Below are 21,611 nucleotides of genomic sequence, written 5' to 3' on the forward strand. Positions count from 1 at the left end.
AGGCCGGACCGGCCGGCCGCGTGGGGTCAGGCCGGCCGCAGCCACTCCTGCTCGCCGAGGCCGGAGATCTCCAGCACCCGGCGGACCCGGGGGGACGGCAGCACGGTCAGCGTGCCGGGGAAGCGCTGGGCGAGCCGGACCAGCGCGTGGATGGCCGCCGAGTCGAAGAAGGTGACCGCGCGGAGGTCGAGCGTGACCCGCCTGGCCGGCTCGCGGAGCGCAGCCTGGAACATGGTGTCGGCGGTGGCCATGTCGACCTCGCCGGTCACCAGCACACGGAGCTGATCACCGTCGACCTCCGCCGTGGCGGAGAAGACGGGAGGTAGGCTCCCTTGATCCACGGAGCCACAATGGCACAGCCGGCCGGGCGCGGCAACAACCCACGCCAGCAGGCCGTGGCGGGGGTCACCGCGGGGTGCGGCGATAGGCTGTGGGCATGACCGTCCGTGCGCCGCTGACCCCAGGCACGCTCTCCCCGTGGCGACCGGTGCCTGCCCACATCGCCCGACCGGAGTACGTGGGCAAGAAGCGCCCTCAGGAGTGGCGCGGCTCGCACGTGCAGACGCCGGAGACCATCGAGAAGATGCGCGTCGCCAGCCGGCTCGCCGCCCAGGCGACCCAGCTCGCCGGGGAGCACTGCAAGCCGGGCGTGACCACCGACGAGATCGACCAGGTGGTGCACGAGTTCCTGGTCGACCACGGCGCCTACCCGTCGACGCTGGGCTACAAGGGCTTCCCGAAGTCCTGCTGCACCAGCCTCAACGAGGTCATCTGCCACGGCATCCCCGACTCGACCGTGCTCGCCGACGGCGACATCATCAACGTCGACGTCACCGCGTACATCGGCGGGGTGCACGGGGACACCGACGCCACGTTCTGCGTGGGCGAGGTGAGCGACGAGGCCCGGCTGCTGGTCGAGCGGACCCACACGGCGATGATGCGGGGAATCAAGGCGGTCGCCCCCGGTCGGCAGATCAACGTGATCGGTCGGGTCATCGAGTCGTACGCCAAGCGGTTCGGCTACGGCGTGGTCCGCGACTTCACCGGCCACGGCATCGGCGAGGCGTTCCACAGCGGCCTCTACGTGCCGCACTACGACAGCCCCCGGCCGACCGACATCATGGAGCCGGGGATGACCTTCACCATCGAGCCGATGATCACCCTCGGCACCTACCAGTACGACATGTGGGACGACGGCTGGACGGTGGTCACCAAGGACCGCAAGTGGACGGCCCAGTTCGAGCACACCATCGTCGTGACCGACGAGGGCTACGAGATCCTGACCCTGCCGTGACCGAGACCCCGGCGGCGCTGCGCGAGGCGCACCACGCGGACGTGTCCGGCGGCTGGCTGCGGCCCGCCGTGTTCGGCGCGATGGACGGCCTGGTCACCAACATCGCCCTGATCGCGGGCGTCGCCGGCGGTGGCGTCTCGCCGCGCAGCGTCGTGCTCACCGGCGCTGCCGGGCTGGTCGCCGGCGCCATCTCGATGGGGCTGGGGGAGTACACCAGCGTCCGCTCGGCCAACGAGCAGGTCGCCGCCGAGGTGGCCAAGGAGCGGCGCGAGCTGGAGCGGCACCCGGAGGCGGAGGCCCGCGAGCTGGCCGAGGCGTGGGTCGCCCGGGGTCTGCCGCGGGACCTGGCGATGCAGGTCGCCGACGCGGTCCGGCGCAACCCGGAGGAGGCGCTGCGGATGCACGTCCGGGAGGAGTTGGGCGTCGACCCCGACGAGCGGCCCAGCCCGTGGGCGGCGGCGATCTCGTCGTTCCTCTGCTTCTCCGTCGGGGCGCTGGTCCCGCTGCTGACCTACCTGCTCGGCTTCACCAGCCTCTGGCTGGCGCTCGCCGTCGGCGGGGTGGGGCTCTTCGTTGCCGGGGTGGTCGTCGCCCGGTTCACCAACCGCCCCTGGTGGACCAGCGGCCTGCGCCAGCTCCTGCTCGGTGCTGCCGCCGCCGGCGCGACGTACCTGGTCGGCGCCCTCATCGGCATCCAGGGTGGCATCGGCTGACCCACGCCGCCGCCGTCCCCACCCCCGGTTCCCGGGCGCATACCTTCCCGGGCTGAGCAGCCCGTTCACCGTGGCCGCCGCCAGCCGCGCCTCGCCGAGCATCAGCAGCGCCTGGTCGGTCTCGTACCATCGGGCCGGCGTGGCGCGCCCGGAAGTCAGGACGGGTCGGCGCCGGTCCGTTCCGCGCCGACCGGGACCAGCCGGAAGATCCGGATCTCCCGGTCACCGGCCCGCTCGGCGTACGTCCGGTACGCGGGCCACTCGGTGACCAGCAGCTGCCACAGCCGCTCCCGCTCCGGGCCGGTGGCCGCCTCGGCGCGCACCGGGATCCGGCGCCCCTTGACGTCCACCTCGGCGGCCGGCTGGGCCAGCAGGTTCATCGCCCAGCCGGGCTGGTGCTGTTGCCCCCAGTTCGACCCGATCACCACGTACGCGTCGCCGTCCGGCACGTACAGCAGGGGGTTACTGCGGGGCTGACCGGAGCGGCGGCCGGTGGTGGTGATGACCAGGGAGGGCGCCAGGCCCAACGCGACCACCCGGCCCTTCGTGAGTCGGCCGATCATCCGGTCGGCGGGGACGAGCAGGCGCATCGTGGCGCCGAACCATTTCTGGTGGCCGAGCCGGCGCGTGAGGGTTCCCAGGACGGACACCGGCCCAGTCTGTCGGCTCCGCCGCCGCGGCGGCACCCCCCGACCGGGCCGGTCCACATCGGAGACCGTCACTCCAGCCGGCGTTCCACGGGCAGCCGGGACCGGGTCACCAGCCCCGCCCCGAGCATCGCGAGCAGCGGCACCACCACCAGCACCCCGAGGGTCAACCAGGGCACCACCACCGGGTACGGCGTCTCGACGGGCCAGGCCGTGGCGTACCGGCGGTTCACCGAGGAGAGGATGATCACCGCCGAGCCGAGGCCGGCGACGATGCCCAGCACCGACCCGAGCACCGCGATCACGCCGGCCTGGCAGAGTGAGAGCACCCGGCGCACCCGGGGGCTGGCGCCCACCGCGGCCAGGGTGGACAGGTCCCGGCGGCCCTCGGCGGCGGCGAGCCCGGTGGCCGCCCCGGCGGCGCCCAGGGTGATCACGCCGGAGCCGATGGCCAGCAGGAGCAGCAACGGCCGCCGGTCCGAGGACGGCTCCTCCTGCTCCACCTGCACCTGCAGCGAGGCGAGCCGCGGCAGCTCGGCGACGAGTTGTTCCTGCTGCGCCACCGTCGGCGGCCCGGTGGTGTCGACCACGTAGCCGAGCTGCGCGCCCACCAGGCCGATCCGGGCCGCCGCCGCGGCGGAGAGGAAGAGCCGGTCGACCGGGACGCCGCCGCGCAGCGCATACCCGGGCAGGGTGGTGACGGCGGTGGACGGCGGGTCCTGCCCGGCGGTGGCCCGGCTGACGGTGACGGCCACCCGCCCGTCGACCAGTTGCCGCGGGTCGGTCACCACCACCCCGCCGGCCCGGAGCACCGCCGTCGCGGCGGCCACCTCGACGGCCGGGGCGCCGGTGAGTGCGGGCAGCGCGGAGCCGTCGTCCACGTACGCCGGCAGGTAGAGGCCGTCCGGGCTGCGCGACGGCCGGGCGCAGCGCGGGTCGGCGAGGGCCCGTCGGCGGCCGTCGACGGCCAGGTACTCGGTCAGCTCGTACGGGCACTCCCGGTCCGGTGGGATCACCGCCGCCGCGCGGCAGTAGTCGTCCGGGGACGTCGGGGCGGCGCAGGCGGGCACCTCGAGCCGGGCGACCGTGCCGTCCGGCAGGACGGCCCGGACCCGCTCGGTGACCTGCGCCAGCGCGGGCAGGTCGGCGACGGACGTGTCCGACCGCAGCACCAGCACGTTGCCGGGTGGGATGCCCGGCTGCCAGTCCGCGCGGTGGCGGGCGTCCTCGCTGGCCACGTAGACCCCGAGGGCGACGGTGCCGGCGACCGCGGCCATCACCGCGGAGATGGCCGGCGCGGCGGAGGAGCGGTTGCGGCTCGCGTCGCGCAGCGCCAGCCGCGGCGCCAGCGGCAGCAGCCGGCCGGCCCGGGCGAGCAGCCCGATCAGGGTCGGGGTGCCGAAGACCAGCCCCAGCTCGCCGAGGATCAGCCCGGCCAGGATCACCGTCGGGGTGGTCCGGGCGGCACCGAGCGCGGCGACGCCGGAGCCGCCGAGGGTGAGCAGCACCCCGATGACCAGCCAGCGCCGGCGGTGCCGGGGTGGGCTGCGCCGCCCGGCCAGCCCGGCCACCACGTCCTCCCGGGCGGCGGCCCAGGCCGGGGCGAGTGCGGCGAGCACCCCGGCCAGCACCGCCACCGCGGCGATCGCGGCCAGCGCCGCCGGGAAGACGCGGTACCCGCCGGACCGGGCAAAGGTGACGTACTGCTCGATCAGCGGCCGGCCGGCGAACGCGGCGGCGGCGCCGAGCAGCAGCCCGAGCCCCGCCCCGCCCGCGCCGAGCACCACCCCGTCGGCCAGCACGACGCGGCGCAGGTGCACGTGGTCCCCGCCGGCCACCGCCACCAGCGCGAGGTCCCGGCGCCGCCGCCGTACGCCGACCGCGAAGGCCGGGCCGACCAGCAGCACCACCTCCAGCAGGCCGAGGCCGCCGACCAGCACCGCGTTGCCCGCCTCCGCCACGTCCGGCACCGGCACCGCGTCGCCGGCGGTGTCGTCCCGGCCCGGGACGGCGGTGCGGGCGCTCACCGCCACCCCGCGCGCGTTCAGCCGGTCCACCAGCGCCGGGTCCAGCCGCCCGGGCAGGTCCACCAGCCAGCTCTCGTCCGTCGGGGGGATCGGTCCGACCGGCGCCTCCGGTCGCACCGCGACCACCTCGCGCAGGTCGTCCGGGAACTCCACCACCCCGACCACCCGGTACGGCCCGCCGCCGTCCGCGGTGCGGACCGTGCCGCCGAGGCGTACCCCCAGGCGGCGCAGGGCCGGCGGGCTGACCGCGATCTCGGTGGGCGTGGTCGGCGGTCGTCCGGCGCGCAGCCTCGCCCGCGGCCGGGCGACGGGATCGGTCAGGTCCAGGCTCCGCGCGCCGAACGACACGTTCCGGCCGTCGATCCGCACCTCGAACGGGACCCACCAGCGGACCTGGCTGACCCGGCTGCCCGGGGGCAGCAGCGCGGCGATCTCGGCGGCGGTGACCGGGCGGGTGCGCGGCCCCGTCTCGCCCTGGGCCGGCCAGGAGTTCTCCCCCCAGGCGTCCTGGACGACCGCATTCTCGGCCAACCAGCGCAGCTCCGCGTCGGCGCCCCCGAGCCGCCGGTCCAGCTTCTCCGCCCGGGTCAGCTGCGCCATGTCCCAGCTCACCGCGGTGAAGCTCAGCGCCAGCACGGGCAGCGTGATCATCGCCAGCACCAGCGCGGTACGCCCGCGCGCCCGGCGCGCCTCCCGCTGCGCGATGCGCAGCGCGACCAGCCACGAGCCGACCGCCCCGGCGAACCGGCCCCGACTCACCGCCCGCTGCCGGTCAGCAGCTGCTCGACGCCGGCCAGCGGTGCCGTCGAGTCGACCAGCACCCCGTCCCGGAGGAAGATCACCCGGTCCGCCCAGCCGGCGTGCCGGGCCTCGTGGGTGACCAGCACCCCCGCCGCGCCGGCGTCCACCCGGCGGCGCAGCAGGTGCAGCACCGCCTCCCCGGCCTGCGAGTCGAGCGCCCCGGTCGGCTCGTCGGCGAGCACCAGCCGGCGCCCGCCGACCAGGGCGCGGGCGATCGCCACCCGCTGCTGCTGACCGCCGGACATCTGATCCGGGAAACGGCCGCCCAGCCCGGTCAGCTCCACCTCGGCCAGCGCGGCCAGCGCCAGCCTGCGGGCCTGCCGGACGCCCGTACCGTCGAGTTCCAGGGGCAGCGCGACGTTCTCCGCCGCGGTGAGGCTGCCGAGCAGGTTGAGGTCCTGGAAGACGTAGCCGATCCGCCGCCGCCGCAACTTGGCCAGCTCCCGGCGGTCCAGCCTGCCGAGCGCCGCCCCCTCGACCAGCACCTCGCCGGCGGTGGGGCGGTCCAGCCCGCCGGCGAGCGCCAGCAGGGTCGACTTCCCGGAGCCGGAGGGCCCCATCACGGCGACCAGCTCCCCGGGGTGGACCGTGAGGCTGACCCCGCGCAGCGCGTGCACGGCGGCCTCGCCGGCACCGTGGGTCCGGTGCACGCCCCGCAGCTCCAGCACGGCCTCCCCCCGGCCGCTCACCGAACCGGCTTCGTTCGCGGCTGCGGGGCTCGCAGGCCCGGCTCGCTCCTCGCGCTCACGGTGCTGGTCTTCGTTCGCGGCTGCGGGGCTCGCAGGCCCGGCTCACTCCTCGCGCTCACGGTGCTGGTCTTCGTTCGCGGCTGCGGGGCTCGCAGGCCCGGCTCACTCCTCGCGCTCACCGTTGGACCTCCTCGTCGGTGCGGTCCACCGCCCCGGCGTCCGGCGCGGCCGGCCGGGGCGGCGCGGGGCGGTAACGGACCAGGCTCGTCTCGCAGTGGTCGAGCCAGCGGATCTCCGCCTCGGCCTGGAAGACCATCGCGTCCAGGACCAGCCGCCAGGGCAGGTCCTCCGGCTTGTCGCTCGCGTACTTCAGTCGGGTCAACTCCTGCAACGTCCGCATGGTCGCGCTGCGCTGGTTCTGCACCACCGCGCGGACGTCCACCCCCGGGGTGGTGATCGCCAGGGCCAGCTTGATCGCCAGCTCGTCCCGGGGCCGGTCGGTGCGGCTGATCGGGGTGGCGAACCAGAGCGCCAGGTCCGCCCGCCCGGCGTCGGTGATCTCGTACGGCCGCTGCCCGCCCTCGTGCTCCGGCAACGGACGGATCAGGCCGTCCCGTTCCAGCCGGGAGAGGGTGGTGTAGACCTGCCCGATGTTCAGCGGCCAGGTCGAGCCGGTCGACTCCTCGAAGGCGGCGCGCAGCTGGTAGCCGTACATCTGGCCGCGTTCGAGCAGGGCGAGCAGCCCGTGACGGATGGACATGGAAACGGAGTATGCATACCTGGTATGCGGCCCGCAACCGGAACGCTCGCGCCGTGACCTGGGACGTCGTCGCCGCCGCTCAGACCGGGCGACCGGGGAAGGGAACGGTGAGCGGGGTCACTCCCGCGGTCCGCCGCCAACGGGTGGCGCGCAGCGCGCAGTCGGTCAGCGCGGCCAGGGCGCGGTTCCGGTCGGCCCCCGTGGTGTGCGGCAGGGCCGCCCGCCAGAACCCGGCGGTCCGCTCCTCCACCTCGACCGCCAGCTTGAGCGCGCTCACCCGGTCGGTCACCGGGTAGGGCAGGGCGTACCCGGCCCGGTCGGCGGGGACCTGACCGCCGCCGGAGCTGAGCTGGAGGATCAGGGCGTCGCGGCGGGCCCGGTGGGCCGCCTCGGCGGTACGGGCGGCGGCACGGGCGGCGTCGGCGAGGCGTACGCCGATCACGCCGTACGCCCAGATCGCCGCGTACTCCGCGGTGAGGGCGGCGGCCAGGGCCTCGCCGGGCCCGGTGGGTGCGGTACGCGGGATCACTTCAGCGCCTCCACGTGGGTCGCCCGGGCGGCGGCGATGGAGCCGAGCGGCGCGGCCCGCTCGGCCGGTGCCGCCGCGCACGCCTTGGCGGCGTTGTCCCGCCCGGCCCGCTCGGCCTCGCGCAGCCCGTTCAGCGGGTCGGCGGGGTCCGCGGCGCCGGACGGGCCCGGGGTGCCGGCCGGCGCTCCGGTCGGCGCGGGGCGGCCGATCACCCGGCGCAGCTCGTCGGCGTGGGCCTGGTGGGCGTCGGCGATCGGGGTGAGCCGGTCGGCCAGGCCCGGGTCCGCGGCGATGGCGGCCCGGTGCCGGGCGGCCAGTGCGGCGGACTCGGCCGCCAGCGGCTCGAGCGGGTCGGGCGGCGGCGGCTTGTTGTCGTTCCGGTCGAAAAGATCACAGCCGGTCAGCGGTACGGCCGCGCCACCGACCACCACCAGCGCCCCGGCGCGCAGCACGTTTCGCCGGGAATGTCCCGGTGCACCGTCGCGTTGTGTCGTTCTGCCCGTCTCCACCGGACAAGTCAACACCATCCGTGGCCGCCCGTGGGCCACCGGCGTCGGTGCGCCGCCGGGTCCGGCGCCCGCCGCGCGCGTTACGCTCTGCGCAGCCACCGGGCGCGTTCGCCCCGGTGGCGTGCCGGCATGGCGGGCCTACCCGGCCCGGAGCTCGATCAGCAGAAGGGTGCGCCAGATGACGCAGCGTGGCCGTGCCACCAGGCCGACGGGGTCGTCCGGGCGACCCCGGCGCGCCGACGGGCCCCCTGGCGGGGCCCGGGCCGGCGCACCGCGCGGCGGTGATCTCGGCGCCCGGCGCGCGCGGCTGCGCGAGGTGATCGAGCCGGTGGTCGACGGTGCCGGCTACGACCTGGAGGACCTCGCCGTCTCCCGGGCCGGCCGACGACACGTCGTACGGGTGATCGTGGACGCCGACGGCGGGATCAACCTGGACGCCGTCGCGGACATCTCCCGCGCGGTCTCCGCGGCGCTGGACGCCGCGGAGGAGGCCGGCGGTGACCTCGTGGCGGGGGAGTACCAGCTCGAGGTCAGCTCGCCGGGCGTGGACCGACCGCTCACCCTGCCCCGGCACTGGCGGCGCAACGTCGGCCGGCTGGTCAAGGTGACCGTGCGCGCCGCGACGGGGCTGCCCGGGCAGCGGCCCGCCGGGGACCGGCAGGTCGCCGGCCGGGTGGTCGAGGCCGACGACGAGCGCGTGGTGCTGGAGACGGACGCCGGCCGCGCGGAACACGGCTACGCCGAACTCGGACCCGGTCGGGTCCAGGTCGAGTTCAGCCGCCTCGGCGAGATCGACGAAGCGGACGGGCTCGACGAGTCCGGTGACGCCGACGACATTGACGACATTGACGACATCGACGACGAAGATGATGTGGAGGACGAGGAGAGGTGAACATCGACCTCGCGGCGCTGCGCGCACTCGAGCGCGAGCGGGAGATCCCGTTCGACACGATCCTCGCGGCGATCGAGACCGCGTTGCTGACCGCCTACCGGCACACCGACGGCGCCGAGTCGCACTCCCGGGTGGAGATCGACCGCAAGTCGGGGGCCGCCCTGGTCTACGCGCAGGAGCTGGACGACGACGGCACCGTGGTGCGGGAGTGGGACGACACCCCGCACGACTTCGGGCGGATCGCCGCAATGACGGCAAAGCAGGTGATCCTCCAGCGCCTGCGGGAGGCCACCGACGAGGTGCACTTCGGCGAGTACGTCGGTCGTGAGGGCGACCTGGTCACCGGCGTGGTCCAGGCCCACGAGACGCGCACCGAGAAGGGCATCGTCAGCGTCGACCTGGGCAAGCTGGAGGGCGTCCTGCCCCAGTCCGAGCAGGTCCCCGGCGAGCGGTACACGCACGGCGAGCGGATCCGCTGCGTCGTGGTGCACGTGGCCAAGGGAATGCGCGGCCCGCAGATCACGTTGTCCCGATCGCACCCGGCGCTGGTGAAGAAGCTCTTCGCGCTGGAGGTGCCGGAGATCGCCGACGGCACCGTCGAGATCGGCGCGATCGCCCGTGAGGCGGGTCACCGTACGAAGATCGCGGTGCGCTCCACCACGCAGGGCGTCAACCCCAAGGGGGCCTGCATCGGCCCGATGGGGCAGCGGGTCCGCGCGGTGATGAGCGAGCTGCACGGTGAGAAGATCGACATCATCGACTGGTCGGACGACCCGGCGACCTTCGTCGGCAACGCGTTGTCGCCGGCCAGGGCGCTGCGGGTCGAGGTGGTCGACCTGGCCACCAGGACCGCCCGGGTGACCGTTCCCGACTTCCAGCTGTCGCTCGCGATCGGCCGGGAGGGGCAGAACGCCCGCCTTGCCGCCCGGTTGACCGGTTGGCGGATCGACATCCGCTCTGACGCGGAGCAGACCGAGACGGCCGGCCGGGGCGCTGCTGATCACGTACCGGAGCCGGGCGGCGCGGTCTCGAGCAGCTAGGGGTAGACTTTCTCCAGTGGTACGACGCGCGCTGCCGGAGCGCACCTGTGTGGGCTGCCGGAGACGTGCGCCAGCCAGCGAACTGCTGCGGATCGTCGCGATCGGTGACGAGGCTGGTCACAGCCTCCGGCCCGATCCGGCTCGTAGGCTGCCGGGTCGGGGAGCGAACATGCACCCGGATCCGGCCTGCTTCGCGCAGGCGGTGCGTCGACGCGCCTTCGGGCGGGCACTGCGCATCACCGGGGTCGTCGATCACGGTGAGCTGGCGGAGCACGTTGACGCGCCAACCACTACGTCCGGTCAGCCCGACCGGGCGAGGGTCGCTAGCAAGGTAGGACGACCGACATGAGCACACGATGAAGTCCCTGAAATGACCAGGCTTCAAGTGCACGAGTGAGGTCGCTGCGGGTACTGCCCGCACGACCTCGGAGTGAGGAGTGCAGTGGCAGGTAAGGCCCGCGTACACGAGCTGGCAAAAGAGCTCGGGGTCGAGAGCAAGACCGTTCTCGCCAAGCTGAAGGAAATGGGCGAGTTCGTCAAGTCCGCGTCCAGCACCGTCGAGGCGCCCGTCGCCCGACGACTGCGTGGCGCATTTGTCGCGTCCGCCGGTGGTTCCTCGGCACCGGCCGCCCCCTCGGCGGCCGCTCCGGGCCCGGCACTGACCCCGACGCCGTCCCCGACCCCGGGTGCCCCCCGGGTCTCGGCCAAGCCGATGCCGCCCCGGCGGCCGGCCGCGCCGACCCCTGGACCGAAGCCCAAGGGCCCGGTCCCCAGCGCGCCGCAGCCGGCGACTCCGGTCGCCAAGCCGGCGAGCGCACACGACATCGAGGTGGCGGCCGCCGAGACGCGCGCCGCCGCCCTCAAGGCTGAGCAGGAGGCCGCGGTCAAGGCCGCGCAGGCCGCCCGCCAGCAGCAGCGGGAGAACGTCCGCCGGGAGCCTCCGGCCGAGGGCGGTCCCCGTCCGGGCCCGCGTCCGGGTCCGAACGCTGCGCCGCAGCGTCCGGGTGCCCCGGCCGCCGGTCGTCCCGGTGGCCCGACCCCGGGCCAGGGTGCCCGGCCGGGTGGTCGTCCGCCCGCGCGCGGCGCCGGTAACAACCCGTTCGGCATCCAGGGTGGCCAGCAGCAGCGGCCGCCGGCCGCCGGTGCCGGCCCCCGGCCGAGCCCGTCCGGTATGCCGCCGCGGCCGAGCCCGGCGTCCATGCCGCCGCGGCCCAGCCCGGCGTCCATGCCGACTCAGCGTCCGGCTACCGGTCGCCCCGGCGGCCCCGGTGGCGGTCGTGGCGGCCCCGGTGGCGGCGCAGGTCGTCCCGGCGGCGGTCCGGGCGGCGGTGGCGGTGGCTTCCGTGGCGGTCCCGGTGGCGGCGGCGGTGGCGGTGGCGGTGGCTTCCGCGGCGGTCCCGGCGGCGGTCCCGGCGGCGGTGGCGGTGGCTACCGTGGCGGTCCCGGTGGCGGTGGCGGTGCTCCCGGTGGCGGTTTCCGTCCGGGCGCGCCGGCCGGTGGCGGTGGCCGTCCGGGTGGTGGCGGTCGTGGCCGTGGCGGCGGCGCCGCGGGTGCCTTCGGGCGTCCGGGTGGCCGGCCGACCCGTGGTCGCAAGTCGAAGAAGCAGCGCAGACAGGAGTTCGACAACCTGTCGGCCCCGACCATGAGCTCGGGTGCCCCCCGGGGTCAGGGTCAGGTCGTCCGGCTCTCCCGTGGCGCCTCGCTGTCGGACTTCGCCGACAGGATCAACGCCAACCCGGGTTCGCTGGTCCAGGAGATGTTCAACCTGGGCGAGATGGTCACCGCGACCCAGTCCTGCTCCGACGAAACCCTGCTGTTGCTGGGTGAGCACCTCGGGTTCGACGTGCAGATCGTCAGCCCGGAGGACGAGGACCGCGAGCTGCTCGCGCAGTTCAACATCGACCTCGACGCCGAGGTCGCGGAGGAGCGCCTGGTCAGCCGTGCGCCGGTGGTGACCGTCATGGGTCACGTCGACCACGGTAAGACCAAGCTGCTCGACGCGATCCGCAAGGCGAACGTCGTGGCCGGCGAGGCGGGTGGCATCACCCAGCACATCGGCGCGTACCAGGTCCACGTCCCGCACGACGGCCAGGACCGCGCGGTGACCTTCATCGACACTCCGGGTCACGAGGCGTTCACCGCCATGCGTGCCCGTGGCGCCCAGGTGACGGACATCGTGGTGCTGGTGGTCGCGGCGGACGACGGCGTGATGCCGCAGACCATCGAGGCGCTCAACCACGCCAAGGCGGCGGATGTGCCGATCGTGGTCGCGGTCAACAAGGTCGACAAGCCGGAGGCCAACCCGGACAAGGTCCGCCAGCAGCTGACCGAGTACGGGCTGGTCGCCGAGGAGTACGGCGGCGACACCATGTTCGTCAACGTGGCGGCCAAGCCGGGTATCGGCATCGAGGAACTGCTCGAGGCCGTCCTGCTGACCGCCGACGCGTCGCTGGAGCTGACCGCTCCGATCGACGGGCCGGCTCAGGGTGTGGCCATCGAGGCGCACCTGGACAAGGGCCGCGGTGCGGTGGCGACGGTGCTGGTGCAGAAGGGCACCCTGCGGGCCGGCGACTCGATCGTCGCCGGTGGGGCGCACGGCCGGGTCCGGGCGATGCTCGACGAGAACGGCAACCAGGTCGCCGAGGCGGGTCCGGCCCGTCCGGTGCTGGTGCTCGGTCTGACCGCGGTGCCGGGTGCGGGTGACACCTTCCTGGCGGCCGAGGACGACCGCACGGTGCGCCAGATCGCCGAGCAGCGGCAGGCGCGGCGGCGGGCGGCGTCCTTCGCCAACTCCCGTGGCCGGGCGACTCTCGAGACGCTCATGGAGCAGCTCAAGGAGGGCGAGAAGACCTCGCTCAACCTGGTGCTCAAGGGCGACGTCTCCGGTTCCGTGGAGGCCCTCGAGGACGCGCTGTTCAACCTCGACATCCCGGAGGAGGTCCAGCTCAGGATCATCCACCGGGGCGTGGGTGCGATCACCGAGAGCGACGTCATGCTCGCGAGCGCCTCGTCCGAGGCGGTCACGATCATCGGCTTCAACGTGCGGGCAGCGAACAAGGTCCGCGAGATCGCCGACCGCGAGGGCGTGGAGATCCGGTACTACACGGTCATCTACCAGGCCATCGAGGAGATCGACGCCGCGCTCAAGGGGCTGCTCAAGCCGGAGTACGAGGAGGTCGAGCTGGGCTCCGCGGAGGTCCGCGACGTGTTCCGCTCGTCCAAGGTCGGCAACATCTCCGGCTGTATCGTCCGGTCTGGCATCCTCCGCCGCAACGCCAAGGCGCGGCTGCTGCGGGACGGGGCGGTCGTGGCGGACAACCTCACGATCAGCTCCCTCAAGCGGTTCAAGGACGACGCGACGGAGGTCCGCGAGGGCTTCGAGTGTGGTCTGACGCTGGGCGGTTTCAACAACGTCCAGGTCGGCGACATCATCGAGACCTTCGAGATGCGGGAGAAGCCGCGCGCCTGATCCGACGGTGACACAGTGATCAAGGGGTTTACGCCTAAGGGCGTAAACCCCTTGATCATGTCCGGGAGTGTCCGTATCGTCCGGGATGATGTTCACCGGAACCGCAGTCTTCGACCTGTTGCTGCCGGGCGACTCCCGGTCGCTCAAGGCGAAAAGATCATATGTACGGCCGATCGTGGCGGCGCTGCGCCGCTTCGAGGTGTCGGCCTCCGAGGTGGGAGCGCTCGACCTGCACGGTCGGGCCGAGATCGGGGTGGCCGCGGTGGCCGCCGAGGCGGCACACGTCCGCGAGGTGCTCGACTCGTGCGAGCGCCTGGTGGCCGGTCGCCCCGAGGCTGAACTGCTGTCGGTGCGCCGCCGGCTGTACGGCGAGGACGACTGACGCCGGGACGGCCGTTGCCGCCGGCGTGGGCCGGATCCGCCGTGGCCGTCGCCACCGGCGGCCCCGCGCGACGGTCACGATCGCGCGGGTAGTGTTCGAGATGTTGGGCGGTCGGGCCCGGCGGCGCCGCGCGCCGCCGTTTCCGGCCGGGAGCAGGATGCCTGGAGGTGGGGGAGATGACGGATCCGGCCAAGGTACGCCGGCACGCGGAGCGCATCCGCGAACTGGTCGCGTCGGTGGTGCGGAGCCAGATCAAGGACCCCCGGCTCGGGATGATCACCATCACCGACGCCCGGATCACCGCCGATCTGCGCGACGCCACCGTGTTCTACACGGTGCTCGGCGACGCGGCGGCCCAGTCCAGCACCGCCGCCGCGCTGGAGAGCGCCAAGGGCTTGCTGCGCAGCACCGTCGGCAAGGCCCTCGGGCTGCGGCACTCGCCGACCCTGACCTTCGTTCTCGACGACGTGCAGGACCAGGTCAAGCACATCGACGACCTGCTCGCCGCGGCCCGCAACGCCGACGCCGAGGTGCAGCGGCTGGCCGCGAGCGCGAAGTACGCCGGCGAGGCCCAGCCGTACCGCCTCGAGGACGAGGTCGAGGACGCCGAGGTCGCGGACGTCGAGACCGAGGACGAGCCGCGCGGCGGCGACCGCCCGTGACCGACCCCGCCGAGGGCGCCCCCCAGGCGCCCACCGGGGCCGAGTGGGCGGCCGCGGTCGCCGCGGTACGCCAGCTTCCCGCCGACGCGCGGGTGCTGCTGATCTGCCACGTCAACCCGGACGGGGACGCGCTGGGCAGCATGCTCGGCTTCGGGTTGGGGCTGCGCCGGCTGGGCGTACGGCACCTCCAGGCGACCTTCCCCGGGCCCCCGGTGGTGCCGGAGCCGTTCCGCTGGCTGCCCGGGCTCGACCTGCTGGTGCCGCAGGACGCCGCGTATCCGGACCCGGACCTGGTCATCTGCTTCGACGTCGCGAGCGAGTCGCGGCTGGGTGTCCTGGTGGACCGGCTCGGGTCGGCGGCCGAGGCGCTGGTGCTCGACCACCACGCCTCCAACACCCGGTTCGGCGGCATCCAGCTGGTCGACCCGCACGCCGCGGCGACCTCGGTGGTGGCCGAGGGGCTGCTGGACCGGCTCGGGGTGCCGCTGGACGCGGACATCGCCGCCTGCCTGTACGTCGCGCTGAGCACGGACACCGGCTCGTTCCGCTTCGAGGCGACCACCCCGGCGGTGCACGAGATGGCGGCCCGGCTGCTGGCGACCGGCATCCGGCCGGGGGACATCTCCCGCCGGATCTTCGACACCCGGCCGTTCGGCGCCGTCCGACTCTTCGGCGAGGTGCTCGGCCGGGCCCGCCTGGAGCCGGGCGCGGCCGGCGGGCGCGGCCTGGTCTGGACGTACGCGACCCTGGACGACCTGGCCCGGCACGACCAGCCGCCGTACGTGCTGGAGGCGCTGATCGACTCGGTGCGCTGCACGGCCGAGGCGGACGTGAGCTGCGTGGTCAAGCAGGTGGCGGCCGGCGAGTGGGCGGTGTCGCTGCGGAGCAAGGGCGCGGTGGACGTGAGCCGGGTGGCGGTGGCGTTGGGCGGCGGCGGTCACCGGTTCGCCGCCGGGTTCACCGGTCGGGGCGGTGCCGACGAGGTGGTCGACCGGATCCGCGCCGAGCTCGACGGGGCGCTGCTCGCGGCCTGAGATCAGGGTCGACTCCGGGGTGTGGCGGTCTTCCCGCGTTCCGTGACGGTGAGGACAATCGGGTGATGGATCACCCCCGAGAGCTCACCGCCGAGGCGCCCCGGGCCTGGGACCGTCCCGTCGTCTCCGTACCGGTGCTGATCTGCCTCTCCCTGGTCGGCGGGCAGCTGCCGTCCTTCTCTGCGCAGGCCAACCTCTACACCCTGAGCACGGGCGGGGTGCTGATCTGGCTCGGGCTGAGCAACCGGGCGCCCCGGCGGCCCGCTCCTCGCCGGCTGGCCCCGGGTGCGGTCTGGTGGCTGCTGCCGGTGACCGTCTTCGGGGTCTTCGAGGGGGCGACCTTCGTGCTTTCGGTGGGTGACGACTTCCCTACCTTCTCCCGGCTGGCGGATCCGCTGCTGGAGGACCATCTGGTCCGGTCCACGGCCTGGTTCGCCTGGTTGGCCGCGTTCTGGGGGCTGGTGCGGCGATGATGCGGGCGCTGGCCATCGGCGGCTTCCTGACCGCGGTGCTGTTCTTCGCGGCGGTGGAGTGGGCGTCCCGGCGCGAGGGTTCCCGCGTCCCGACGCTCGGCGACGTCTGCGCGTTCGTGATGCGGTACGAGGTCGGCCCGGTGCCGGTCGGGCGGATCGGCCTGTTCGGCTTCTGGTGGTGGCTGGGCTGGCACTTCCTCGCCAGGTGACCGGGGCAGTTCCAAATGTCGGGAAGACTGGGCAGCATGTGGACCTGAACGATAGCTTGGGTAAGGACCGGCGCCGCGCCGCGATGCAGGTCGTGGGCGGTGGCGCCACACCAGGTGCCGCCTCCCTCCAGGGTCAGACCGACCCGGGCTCACGCTGCCAGGCGAGCCGCTCCGGTGATCCCGGACCGCCGTCGGGCGCTCAGCACCACCGCCCGTAGGGCCACCGTGTCCCGGTGGTCCGCACCCTGGAAGGGATCTCCCGATGGCGACCAGGCCCAGCCGCAAGCCGCAGTCCGAGACCACCGACGAGGCCCGCGAGCAGATGCGCCGCGCGCTGCAGACCTCGATGGACACCCGTCAGTGACGTACGCCGTCCGGCGGTGACGCCGCCGACGTCGCTTCGTCGCCAGCGTCACCGCCGTCCCGGCTCCCACGGCTCGCCCTCCGGCGCTACCGTCGCCCGGTGCGCCGCATCCTCATCGTCGGCAGCGCGGGCGCCGGCAAGAGCACCCTCGCCCGCGAAGTCGCCCACCGGCTCGATCTCCCGCTGATCCACCTCGACCGGCACTATTGGCGGCCCGGTTGGGTCGCCTCCGACGACGTCCGCTTCCGCGCCGACGTCGCCGCGCTCGCCGCCCGCCGGGCCTGGGTGATGGACGGCAACTACGGCGGTACCCTCGACCTCCGCCTGTCCCGCGCCGACCTGCTGGTGCTCTGCGACCCGCCGCGCCTGCGCTGCCTCGCCCGGGTGCTGCGCCGCCGCTGGGTCCACCGCGCCACGCCCCGCCCCGACCTGCCGGACGGCTGCCCCGAGCAGATCGACCTGGAGTTTCTCCGGTACGTCTGGCGCTATCCCCGGCGGTCCCGCCCCCGCCTGTTCGCGGCGGTGGCCGAGGTCGCCCCGGAACTGTCGGTGGTCCGCCTGCGCCGCCGGCGGGACATCCGCCGCTGGCTCGCCACCCTGCCGACCGGCTGAACACCGGGCGGCCGGCGGTCGAGCCGGCCCATCGGACAGACCCGGCCGGTTGCGCCGTCGCCGGTACGGGGTCACTGCTGCGGTCTGCCCTGGGCGACGCGTCGGCTGACCCGCCCGCCGCCGGGCCCGCGCAGCAGCAGCGCGACTCCGGTCGCCACCGGCACCGCCAGCAGCGGGCCGAGCAGGTACGCCCACCAGGCCCGGGGCTGGCCGTACACCAGGGCGGGGCCGAGCGAGCGGAACACGTTCATCGACGCGCCGGTCAGTGGCGAGGCCCAGAGCCCGGCGAGGGCGAGGTAGCCGCCGACGGCGACGGCCGCCAGCGGGCCGACGTTCTGGGCGCCGGAGGCCGTGCCGAGGATGGTGCTGAGCAGGCCGACGGTGAGGATCAGTTCCCAGACCAGGGCCAGCGGGGCGCCGATGCCGGGGCCGGGGACGGTCAGGCCGGCGGTCCCGTGTCCGCCGAGCAGGCCGGCGAGGAGCGCCGCTGCCGACACCGCTCCGGCGAACTGGGCGACGAGGTAGCCGGGGACCCGGCGCCACGGGAAGTCCCGCCGCAGGGCGAAGGCGAGGGTCACCGACGGGTTCAGGTGGGCGCCGGACACGGCGCCCATGAAGAGGATGATCGAGGCGAGCATCAGCCCGGGGGCGACGACCGCCGCGGTGCGGCTGACCGGCTCGCCGCCCAGGCGCTGGTTGACCACGCCCGGCCCGACGGACGCCAGCACCAGGAAGAAGGTGCCGAGAAGTTCGCCGACGAGCCGCCGCCACCAGATCGGGTCGGTGCCGTCGACGATCTCGTCGCCGCTGGCCGCCATGGCCTCACCGTACGACGCTGGGACGTGTCGGGGGCCGCGGTACGGGGACACCGTCGGTCGGCTCGCGTCGGTAAGCCTCGCCGGGGCTTGCGATCCTTACTCGCCCCATGCCAGGATCGGCGGCGATGAGCCAGACCGCCACCACCTCCGCCACCTCCGGCGCGGCCACGCCCCGCCGGATCGCCGCGCTCGCCCTGCCGGCGCTCGTGGTGCTCGCCGCCGAGCCGCTCTACGTCCTGGTCGACACGGCGGTGGTCGGGCACCTGGGCCGGGTACCGCTGGCCGCGCTCGCCGTCGGCGGCACGGTGATGACGCTAACCGCCTGGCTCGGCACCGTCGTCGCCTACGGCACCACCGGGCGGACGGCGCGACGGTTCGGATCGGGCGACCGGGCCGCGGCGGTGGCCGAGGGCGTGCAGGCATCCTGGCTGGCGCTGGCGGTCGGGGTGCTGGTGGCGCTCGGCATGCAGCTCGGCGGCGGGGCGTTGGCGCGTACCCTCGTCGGCGGCACGGGCGAGGTGGCCGGCGCGGCCGCGCAGTGGTTGCGGATCGCGGCGCTGGGCGCACCCGGCCTGCTGCTCGCCGCAGCCGGCAACGGCTGGCTGCGCGGCATCCAGGACACCCGGCGGCCGCTGCTCTTCGTGCTCGCCCCCAACCTGCTCTCCGCGCTGCTCTGCCCGCTGCTGGTCTATCCCGCCGGGCTCGGCCTGGTCGGCTCGGCGGTGGCGAACGCCGCCGCGCAGACCCTCTCCGGTGGCCTCTTCGCGGCGGCGTTGGTCCGTGAGCGGATCTCCCTGCGACCCCGGCCGCGGCTGATCCGGCGGCAGCTCGTGCTCAGCCGGGACCTGCTGATCCGGGGCGTCGCCTTCCAGGCGAGCTTCCTCTCCGCCACCGCCGTCGCCGCCCGCTTCGGCGCCGCCGCCGTCGGCGCCCACCAGATCGCCCTCCAGCTCTGGTTCTTCACCGCCCTGGTGCTGGACGCGCTCGCCATCGCCGCCCAGGCGCTGATCGGGGCCGCGCTCGGCGCGGGCGACGCCGCCGGCGCGCGCGTCCTCGCGCGCCGGATCGCGCTGCTCGGCGGCGCCTGCGGCGTCGCCTTCGCGGTGCTGATCGCCGCCGGGGCCGGCGTCGTGCCGTCCTGGTTCAGCTCCGATCCGCAGGTACGCCAGCAGGCCATGGCGGCCTGGCCGTGGTTCGTGGCGTTGCAGCCGATCGGCGGGGTGGTCTTCGCCCTCGACGGGGTGCTGATCGGCGCCGGGGACGTTCGCTACCTGCGCAACCTCACCATCGTCGCGGCGCTGGGCGGGTTCCTGCCGGCGATCTGGCTCGCCTACGGGCTGGACCTCGGCCTCGGCGGGATCTGGGCCGGGCTGACGCTCTTCGTGGTGCTCCGGCTGGCCGCTCTGCTGCTGCGGCTGCGCTCCGGCGGCTGGGCGGTGGTCGGCGCGGTCCGCTGACGACGGGAGGCCGGCGGCCCGGTCGTCAACGGACGGGCTCAGCACGCCTCGCCGTCGCCCGGGCGCCAGCTGTCGTCGTAGACGTCTCCGGTCGGCTGTGGCTTCAGCCGGCGTAGCAGGGCGGGCTCGGCCTCCAGCGCGATGAAGCCCTTGTCCAGCGCGGCGCAGGTGGAGTTGACGACGGTGGCGTCGGCGTCGGCGATCCAGAGCCCACGCGAGCTCGGCCGTACGTCGTCCGAGTGGGGCAGGTGCCAGACCACCTGATCGCGCAGGGTGATCAGTTCGGCCCCCGGCGGATACGTCTGCGCCTGGAAGAGGTCGAACGAGTAGACCCAGAAGAACCGGGTGGTGATCGCCAGCACCCGGATGCCGTCACCGTCTGTGGTGGCCGCGTACTCGATCGTGCCCTTGACCCGGATCCCGTCCTCCGGCACCCACGCTGGGTTGGCGTCGCGCGCGATGCGGGTGGCGTAGCCGAGGCTGCTCTTCCCCTCGGCCAGGTCGGCCCGGACCGTCTCCCGCGCGTCCGGCGCGAGCCGGGCCAGGAACTGATCATGCTCGTCGACGTTCACCATGCGGTCCCCCAGCCGGCCCTCGACCAGCGCCGCCCGCACCTTCGCCAGCGCGTCCGCGACCTGCTTCGCGGTGAATGGTCCGGTCGCGCGGGCCGCCGGCAGGGTGATCCCCGCCTCGCCCTCGGGGAACCGCTCGGCCGGGGTGCCGAGGAAGACGCCGAGGGTGTTGCCGTCGGCGTCGACCGGCCGGGGCGCCGTGCTGGCGCGGGCCCGCACCGGCAGCACGACCTGGCCGTGGTTGACCTTGTCGGCGAAGCGGTAGCCGGTGGTGCCCAGGAACCCGAGGAACCCGACGACCAGCAGCAGGCCGACGGCGCCGAGCAGCTTGCCGCTGTGCAGCTCCCAGCCGAGGCGGAGCCGTTCGGCCCGGGTCAGCTCGTGCTCCTGCGCCGGCTGCCGCATCCAGTCGGGATCCGGACGGGCTCGGGATCGGCGGCGAAGAGGTCGTCCAGGCGACGCCCCGGCTCGGGGGCGGGCTGGTCGTCGGTCATGTCGGTTCCAGTGGTCGGGCGGCATGGGGCGGACGATCTTCGCACGCGTCGGCCCGGCCTCGCTGCCCCCTTTTTGGCCGCCGGTCAGCAGTGGTCCTTGACCGCGATCGGATGGTTTGGGTCGTAGAGCTGGTCCGGGTCCTCGGTCGTTCCGGCGGAGGTGTAGTCGGGCCGGCCGGCGTCGAGCAGCCCCTGCCGGATCAGCGCGCAGTCGAGGTTCCAGCCGTACGCCTTGTTCGACCAGAGCCGGAGGCCCTTCGAGCCGGGGCGGACGTCGTCGGGGTGTGGCAGGTGCCAAACCAGCGTGTCGTGCAGCACGGCCACGCCCGCGCCGGGCGCGGCCCCCGGGCGCGCGAAGGCGTACGCCCAGACGAAGTTGGTGGTCACTTCCAGCACCCGCGCGCCGTCGGGTTCCCGGGTTGCCCGGTAGGTGACGGTTCCCTTGACCCGCGGCTGGTCCGGCGCGAGCCGGGCGTCGGGTGCGAGCCGAGTGGCGTAGGTGGGCCACCGCTCGGTGCCGAACTCCCAACGGAGGTAGTCGCGGTCCTCCGGGGCGAACTGCCGGACCAGGCGTTCCGGATCCTTCGCCGTCATGAAGGCGCGGTCCAGCCGGGCTGTGACCATCGCGGCACGGACCTTCGCCAGCCCGGCCGCGACCTGCTTCGCGGTGAAGGCGCCGGTCGGCTCCGCCGCGGGCAGGATGATCCCGGCCACTCCCTGCGGGAAGGCCGCCGCCGGTGTGCCGGCGAAGGCCCCGGCCGCCGTCGTGGGCGAGGCCGTCGGGTCGGCGCCGACGCCCGCGGACGGACCGGCCGTCGGGTACGCGGAAGATCCCGGCCGCCGGGCGTGCCGGTACGCGACGGTGCCCGCGGTCACCAGCAGTCCGCACACCAGCAGGGCGCCGACCACGGCGAGCAGCCCTCCGCCCACGCGGTGCAGCCGGATGCGCAGCCGCACCCAGCGGCTCGGCTGGATCTCTTGTTCCAGCTGACGCAGCCAGTCGGGGAAGTCGTTCCCGGCGGCGGGGCGGTCCGGCCGGGCGTCGGGGGTGGGGTCGTCACTGGTCATCACGAGTCCCGAGGGGCTGGCCGGGGTACCGGGCGAGTGATCTTCGCACCCGGACGCGCGGGGCGGTATCCCCCGCGGGCGTCGGGATCCTCCTCT

The 21,611-nt window shown here is 74.5% G+C and carries 23 protein-coding genes; 13 read left to right on the forward strand and 10 right to left on the reverse strand.

Features of this window, described 5'->3' with window-relative positions; genetic code table 11:
* Positions 1 to 26 precede the first annotated feature (26 nt).
* Positions 27 to 341 (reverse strand): STAS domain-containing protein, encoded by a 315-nt coding sequence (locus SLP03_RS02920; RefSeq protein WP_319458916.1) that lies wholly within the window; start codon positions 339 to 341, stop codon positions 27 to 29.
* A 95-nt stretch (positions 342 to 436) separates the two neighbouring features.
* Between SLP03_RS02920 and map the strand changes: the two genes are divergently transcribed.
* Positions 437 to 1,294: a type I methionyl aminopeptidase gene (map, locus tag SLP03_RS02925; RefSeq protein ID WP_319458917.1), complete on the forward strand. Its 858-nt coding sequence runs from the start codon at positions 437 to 439 to the stop codon at positions 1,292 to 1,294.
* Positions 1,291 to 2,007, forward strand: coding sequence for a VIT1/CCC1 transporter family protein (locus tag SLP03_RS02930; protein WP_319458918.1), 717 nt, complete (start codon positions 1,291 to 1,293; stop codon positions 2,005 to 2,007). The genes map and SLP03_RS02930 overlap by 4 nt, the downstream gene beginning before the upstream one ends.
* A 155-nt stretch (positions 2,008 to 2,162) precedes the next feature.
* Here the strand turns inward: SLP03_RS02930 and SLP03_RS02935 are convergent, their stop codons facing one another.
* The 6 genes from SLP03_RS02935 to SLP03_RS02960 form a co-directional block, all read right to left on the reverse strand.
* A complete protein-coding gene (locus tag SLP03_RS02935) occupies positions 2,163 to 2,657 on the reverse strand; it encodes a nitroreductase/quinone reductase family protein (protein ID WP_319458919.1) in 495 nt (164 codons plus the stop codon).
* A gap of 68 nt (positions 2,658 to 2,725) precedes the next feature.
* A complete protein-coding gene (locus SLP03_RS02940) occupies positions 2,726 to 5,440 on the reverse strand; it encodes an FtsX-like permease family protein (RefSeq protein ID WP_319458920.1) in 2,715 nt (904 codons plus the stop codon).
* On the reverse strand, positions 5,437 to 6,171 hold the full coding sequence (locus SLP03_RS02945) for an ABC transporter ATP-binding protein (protein WP_319458921.1): 735 nt from the start codon (positions 6,169 to 6,171) through the stop codon (positions 5,437 to 5,439). The genes SLP03_RS02940 and SLP03_RS02945 overlap by 4 nt, the downstream gene beginning before the upstream one ends.
* A gap of 175 nt (positions 6,172 to 6,346) precedes the next feature.
* Positions 6,347 to 6,931, reverse strand: a complete 585-nt coding sequence (locus tag SLP03_RS02950) for a PadR family transcriptional regulator (protein WP_319458922.1) — start codon at positions 6,929 to 6,931, stop codon at positions 6,347 to 6,349.
* 79 nt (positions 6,932 to 7,010) lie between these two features.
* The gene (locus SLP03_RS02955) at positions 7,011 to 7,460 is read right to left on the reverse strand and encodes a ferritin-like domain-containing protein (RefSeq protein ID WP_319458923.1); all 450 of its coding nucleotides are present in this window, start codon (positions 7,458 to 7,460) and stop codon (positions 7,011 to 7,013) included.
* On the reverse strand, positions 7,457 to 7,912 hold the full coding sequence (locus tag SLP03_RS02960; RefSeq protein WP_319458966.1) for a hypothetical protein: 456 nt from the start codon (positions 7,910 to 7,912) through the stop codon (positions 7,457 to 7,459). The genes SLP03_RS02955 and SLP03_RS02960 overlap by 4 nt, the downstream gene beginning before the upstream one ends.
* A 235-nt stretch (positions 7,913 to 8,147) precedes the next feature.
* Here SLP03_RS02960 and rimP point away from each other — a divergent pair, with 235 nt between their 5' ends.
* The 10 genes from rimP to SLP03_RS03010 all read left to right on the forward strand — a co-directional run bounded on the left by rimP (position 8,148) and on the right by SLP03_RS03010 (position 17,106).
* Entirely contained in the window at positions 8,148 to 8,861 is a 714-nt protein-coding gene (gene rimP / locus SLP03_RS02965; protein WP_319458924.1) for a ribosome maturation factor RimP, read from the forward strand.
* Positions 8,858 to 9,901 carry a transcription termination factor NusA gene (gene nusA / locus SLP03_RS02970; protein WP_319458925.1) on the forward strand — a complete coding sequence of 348 codons (1,044 nt, stop codon included), beginning with the start codon at positions 8,858 to 8,860 and terminating at the stop codon, positions 9,899 to 9,901. Before rimP ends, nusA begins: the two co-directional genes overlap by 4 nt.
* Positions 9,902 to 9,917: 16 nt before the next feature.
* Positions 9,918 to 10,250: a YlxR family protein gene (locus tag SLP03_RS02975; protein WP_319458926.1), complete on the forward strand. Its 333-nt coding sequence runs from the start codon at positions 9,918 to 9,920 to the stop codon at positions 10,248 to 10,250.
* Between the two features lie 93 nt (positions 10,251 to 10,343).
* A complete protein-coding gene (gene infB, locus SLP03_RS02980; protein WP_319458967.1) occupies positions 10,344 to 13,370 on the forward strand; it encodes a translation initiation factor IF-2 in 3,027 nt (1,008 codons plus the stop codon).
* An 88-nt stretch (positions 13,371 to 13,458) separates the two neighbouring features.
* Positions 13,459 to 13,752 carry a DUF503 domain-containing protein gene (locus SLP03_RS02985; RefSeq protein ID WP_319458927.1) on the forward strand — a complete coding sequence of 98 codons (294 nt, stop codon included), beginning with the start codon at positions 13,459 to 13,461 and terminating at the stop codon, positions 13,750 to 13,752.
* Positions 13,753 to 13,928: 176 nt separating this feature from the next.
* Positions 13,929 to 14,414, forward strand: coding sequence for a 30S ribosome-binding factor RbfA (rbfA, locus tag SLP03_RS02990; protein ID WP_319458928.1), 486 nt, complete (start codon positions 13,929 to 13,931; stop codon positions 14,412 to 14,414).
* Entirely contained in the window at positions 14,411 to 15,448 is a 1,038-nt protein-coding gene (locus tag SLP03_RS02995; RefSeq protein ID WP_319458929.1) for a bifunctional oligoribonuclease/PAP phosphatase NrnA, read from the forward strand. Before rbfA ends, SLP03_RS02995 begins: the two co-directional genes overlap by 4 nt.
* Before the next feature lie 65 nt (positions 15,449 to 15,513).
* Positions 15,514 to 15,921 carry a hypothetical protein gene (locus SLP03_RS03000; protein ID WP_319458930.1) on the forward strand — a complete coding sequence of 136 codons (408 nt, stop codon included), beginning with the start codon at positions 15,514 to 15,516 and terminating at the stop codon, positions 15,919 to 15,921.
* The gene (locus SLP03_RS03005) at positions 15,921 to 16,130 is read left to right on the forward strand and encodes a DUF6186 family protein (RefSeq protein WP_319458968.1); all 210 of its coding nucleotides are present in this window, start codon (positions 15,921 to 15,923) and stop codon (positions 16,128 to 16,130) included. Before SLP03_RS03000 ends, SLP03_RS03005 begins: the two co-directional genes overlap by 1 nt.
* Before the next feature lie 463 nt (positions 16,131 to 16,593).
* Positions 16,594 to 17,106, forward strand: coding sequence for an adenylate kinase (locus tag SLP03_RS03010; RefSeq protein WP_319458931.1), 513 nt, complete (start codon positions 16,594 to 16,596; stop codon positions 17,104 to 17,106).
* Between the two features lie 71 nt (positions 17,107 to 17,177).
* On the opposite strand, the gene SLP03_RS03015 is transcribed toward SLP03_RS03010, so the two are convergent.
* The gene (locus SLP03_RS03015; protein WP_319458932.1) at positions 17,178 to 17,924 is read right to left on the reverse strand and encodes an MIP/aquaporin family protein; all 747 of its coding nucleotides are present in this window, start codon (positions 17,922 to 17,924) and stop codon (positions 17,178 to 17,180) included.
* A 125-nt stretch (positions 17,925 to 18,049) separates the two neighbouring features.
* On the opposite strand from SLP03_RS03015, the gene SLP03_RS03020 reads away from it, so the two are divergent.
* On the forward strand, positions 18,050 to 19,381 hold the full coding sequence (locus SLP03_RS03020) for an MATE family efflux transporter (protein WP_319458933.1): 1,332 nt from the start codon (positions 18,050 to 18,052) through the stop codon (positions 19,379 to 19,381).
* Positions 19,382 to 19,419: 38 nt separating this feature from the next.
* Here the strand turns inward: SLP03_RS03020 and SLP03_RS03025 are convergent, their stop codons facing one another.
* Both SLP03_RS03025 and SLP03_RS03030 read right to left on the reverse strand, forming a co-directional pair.
* A complete protein-coding gene (locus SLP03_RS03025; protein ID WP_319458934.1) occupies positions 19,420 to 20,358 on the reverse strand; it encodes a hypothetical protein in 939 nt (312 codons plus the stop codon).
* Positions 20,359 to 20,531: 173 nt separating this feature from the next.
* Complete coding sequence (locus tag SLP03_RS03030) at positions 20,532 to 21,515, reverse strand: hypothetical protein (RefSeq protein ID WP_319458935.1); 984 nt, start codon at positions 21,513 to 21,515, stop codon at positions 20,532 to 20,534.
* Between the last annotated feature and the right edge of the window lie 96 nt (positions 21,516 to 21,611).

The organism is Micromonospora sp. RTP1Z1, from assembly GCF_033804685.1.
Lineage (GTDB): Bacteria > Actinomycetota > Actinomycetes > Mycobacteriales > Micromonosporaceae > Micromonospora.

What these genes read in the sequence shown, in the direction of transcription:
- SLP03_RS03030 (WP_319458935.1), bottom strand. Translation starts at nt 21,515, where the DNA reads ATGACCAGTGACGACCCCACCCCCGACGCCCGGCCGGACCGCCCCGCC.
- SLP03_RS02985 (WP_319458927.1), top strand. Translation starts at nt 13,459, where the DNA reads ATGTTCACCGGAACCGCAGTCTTCGACCTGTTGCTGCCGGGCGACTCC.
- SLP03_RS03025 (WP_319458934.1), bottom strand. Translation starts at nt 20,358, where the DNA reads ATGCGGCAGCCGGCGCAGGAGCACGAGCTGACCCGGGCCGAACGGCTC.
- SLP03_RS03005 (WP_319458968.1), top strand. Translation starts at nt 15,921, where the DNA reads ATGCGGGCGCTGGCCATCGGCGGCTTCCTGACCGCGGTGCTGTTCTTC.
- SLP03_RS03000 (WP_319458930.1), top strand. Translation starts at nt 15,514, where the DNA reads ATGGATCACCCCCGAGAGCTCACCGCCGAGGCGCCCCGGGCCTGGGAC.
- rimP (WP_319458924.1), top strand. Translation starts at nt 8,148, where the DNA reads ATGACGCAGCGTGGCCGTGCCACCAGGCCGACGGGGTCGTCCGGGCGA.
- rbfA (WP_319458928.1), top strand. Translation starts at nt 13,929, where the DNA reads ATGACGGATCCGGCCAAGGTACGCCGGCACGCGGAGCGCATCCGCGAA.
- map (WP_319458917.1), top strand. Translation starts at nt 437, where the DNA reads ATGACCGTCCGTGCGCCGCTGACCCCAGGCACGCTCTCCCCGTGGCGA.
- SLP03_RS03020 (WP_319458933.1), top strand. Translation starts at nt 18,050, where the DNA reads ATGAGCCAGACCGCCACCACCTCCGCCACCTCCGGCGCGGCCACGCCC.
- SLP03_RS02950 (WP_319458922.1), bottom strand. Translation starts at nt 6,931, where the DNA reads ATGTCCATCCGTCACGGGCTGCTCGCCCTGCTCGAACGCGGCCAGATG.
- SLP03_RS03015 (WP_319458932.1), bottom strand. Translation starts at nt 17,924, where the DNA reads ATGGCGGCCAGCGGCGACGAGATCGTCGACGGCACCGACCCGATCTGG.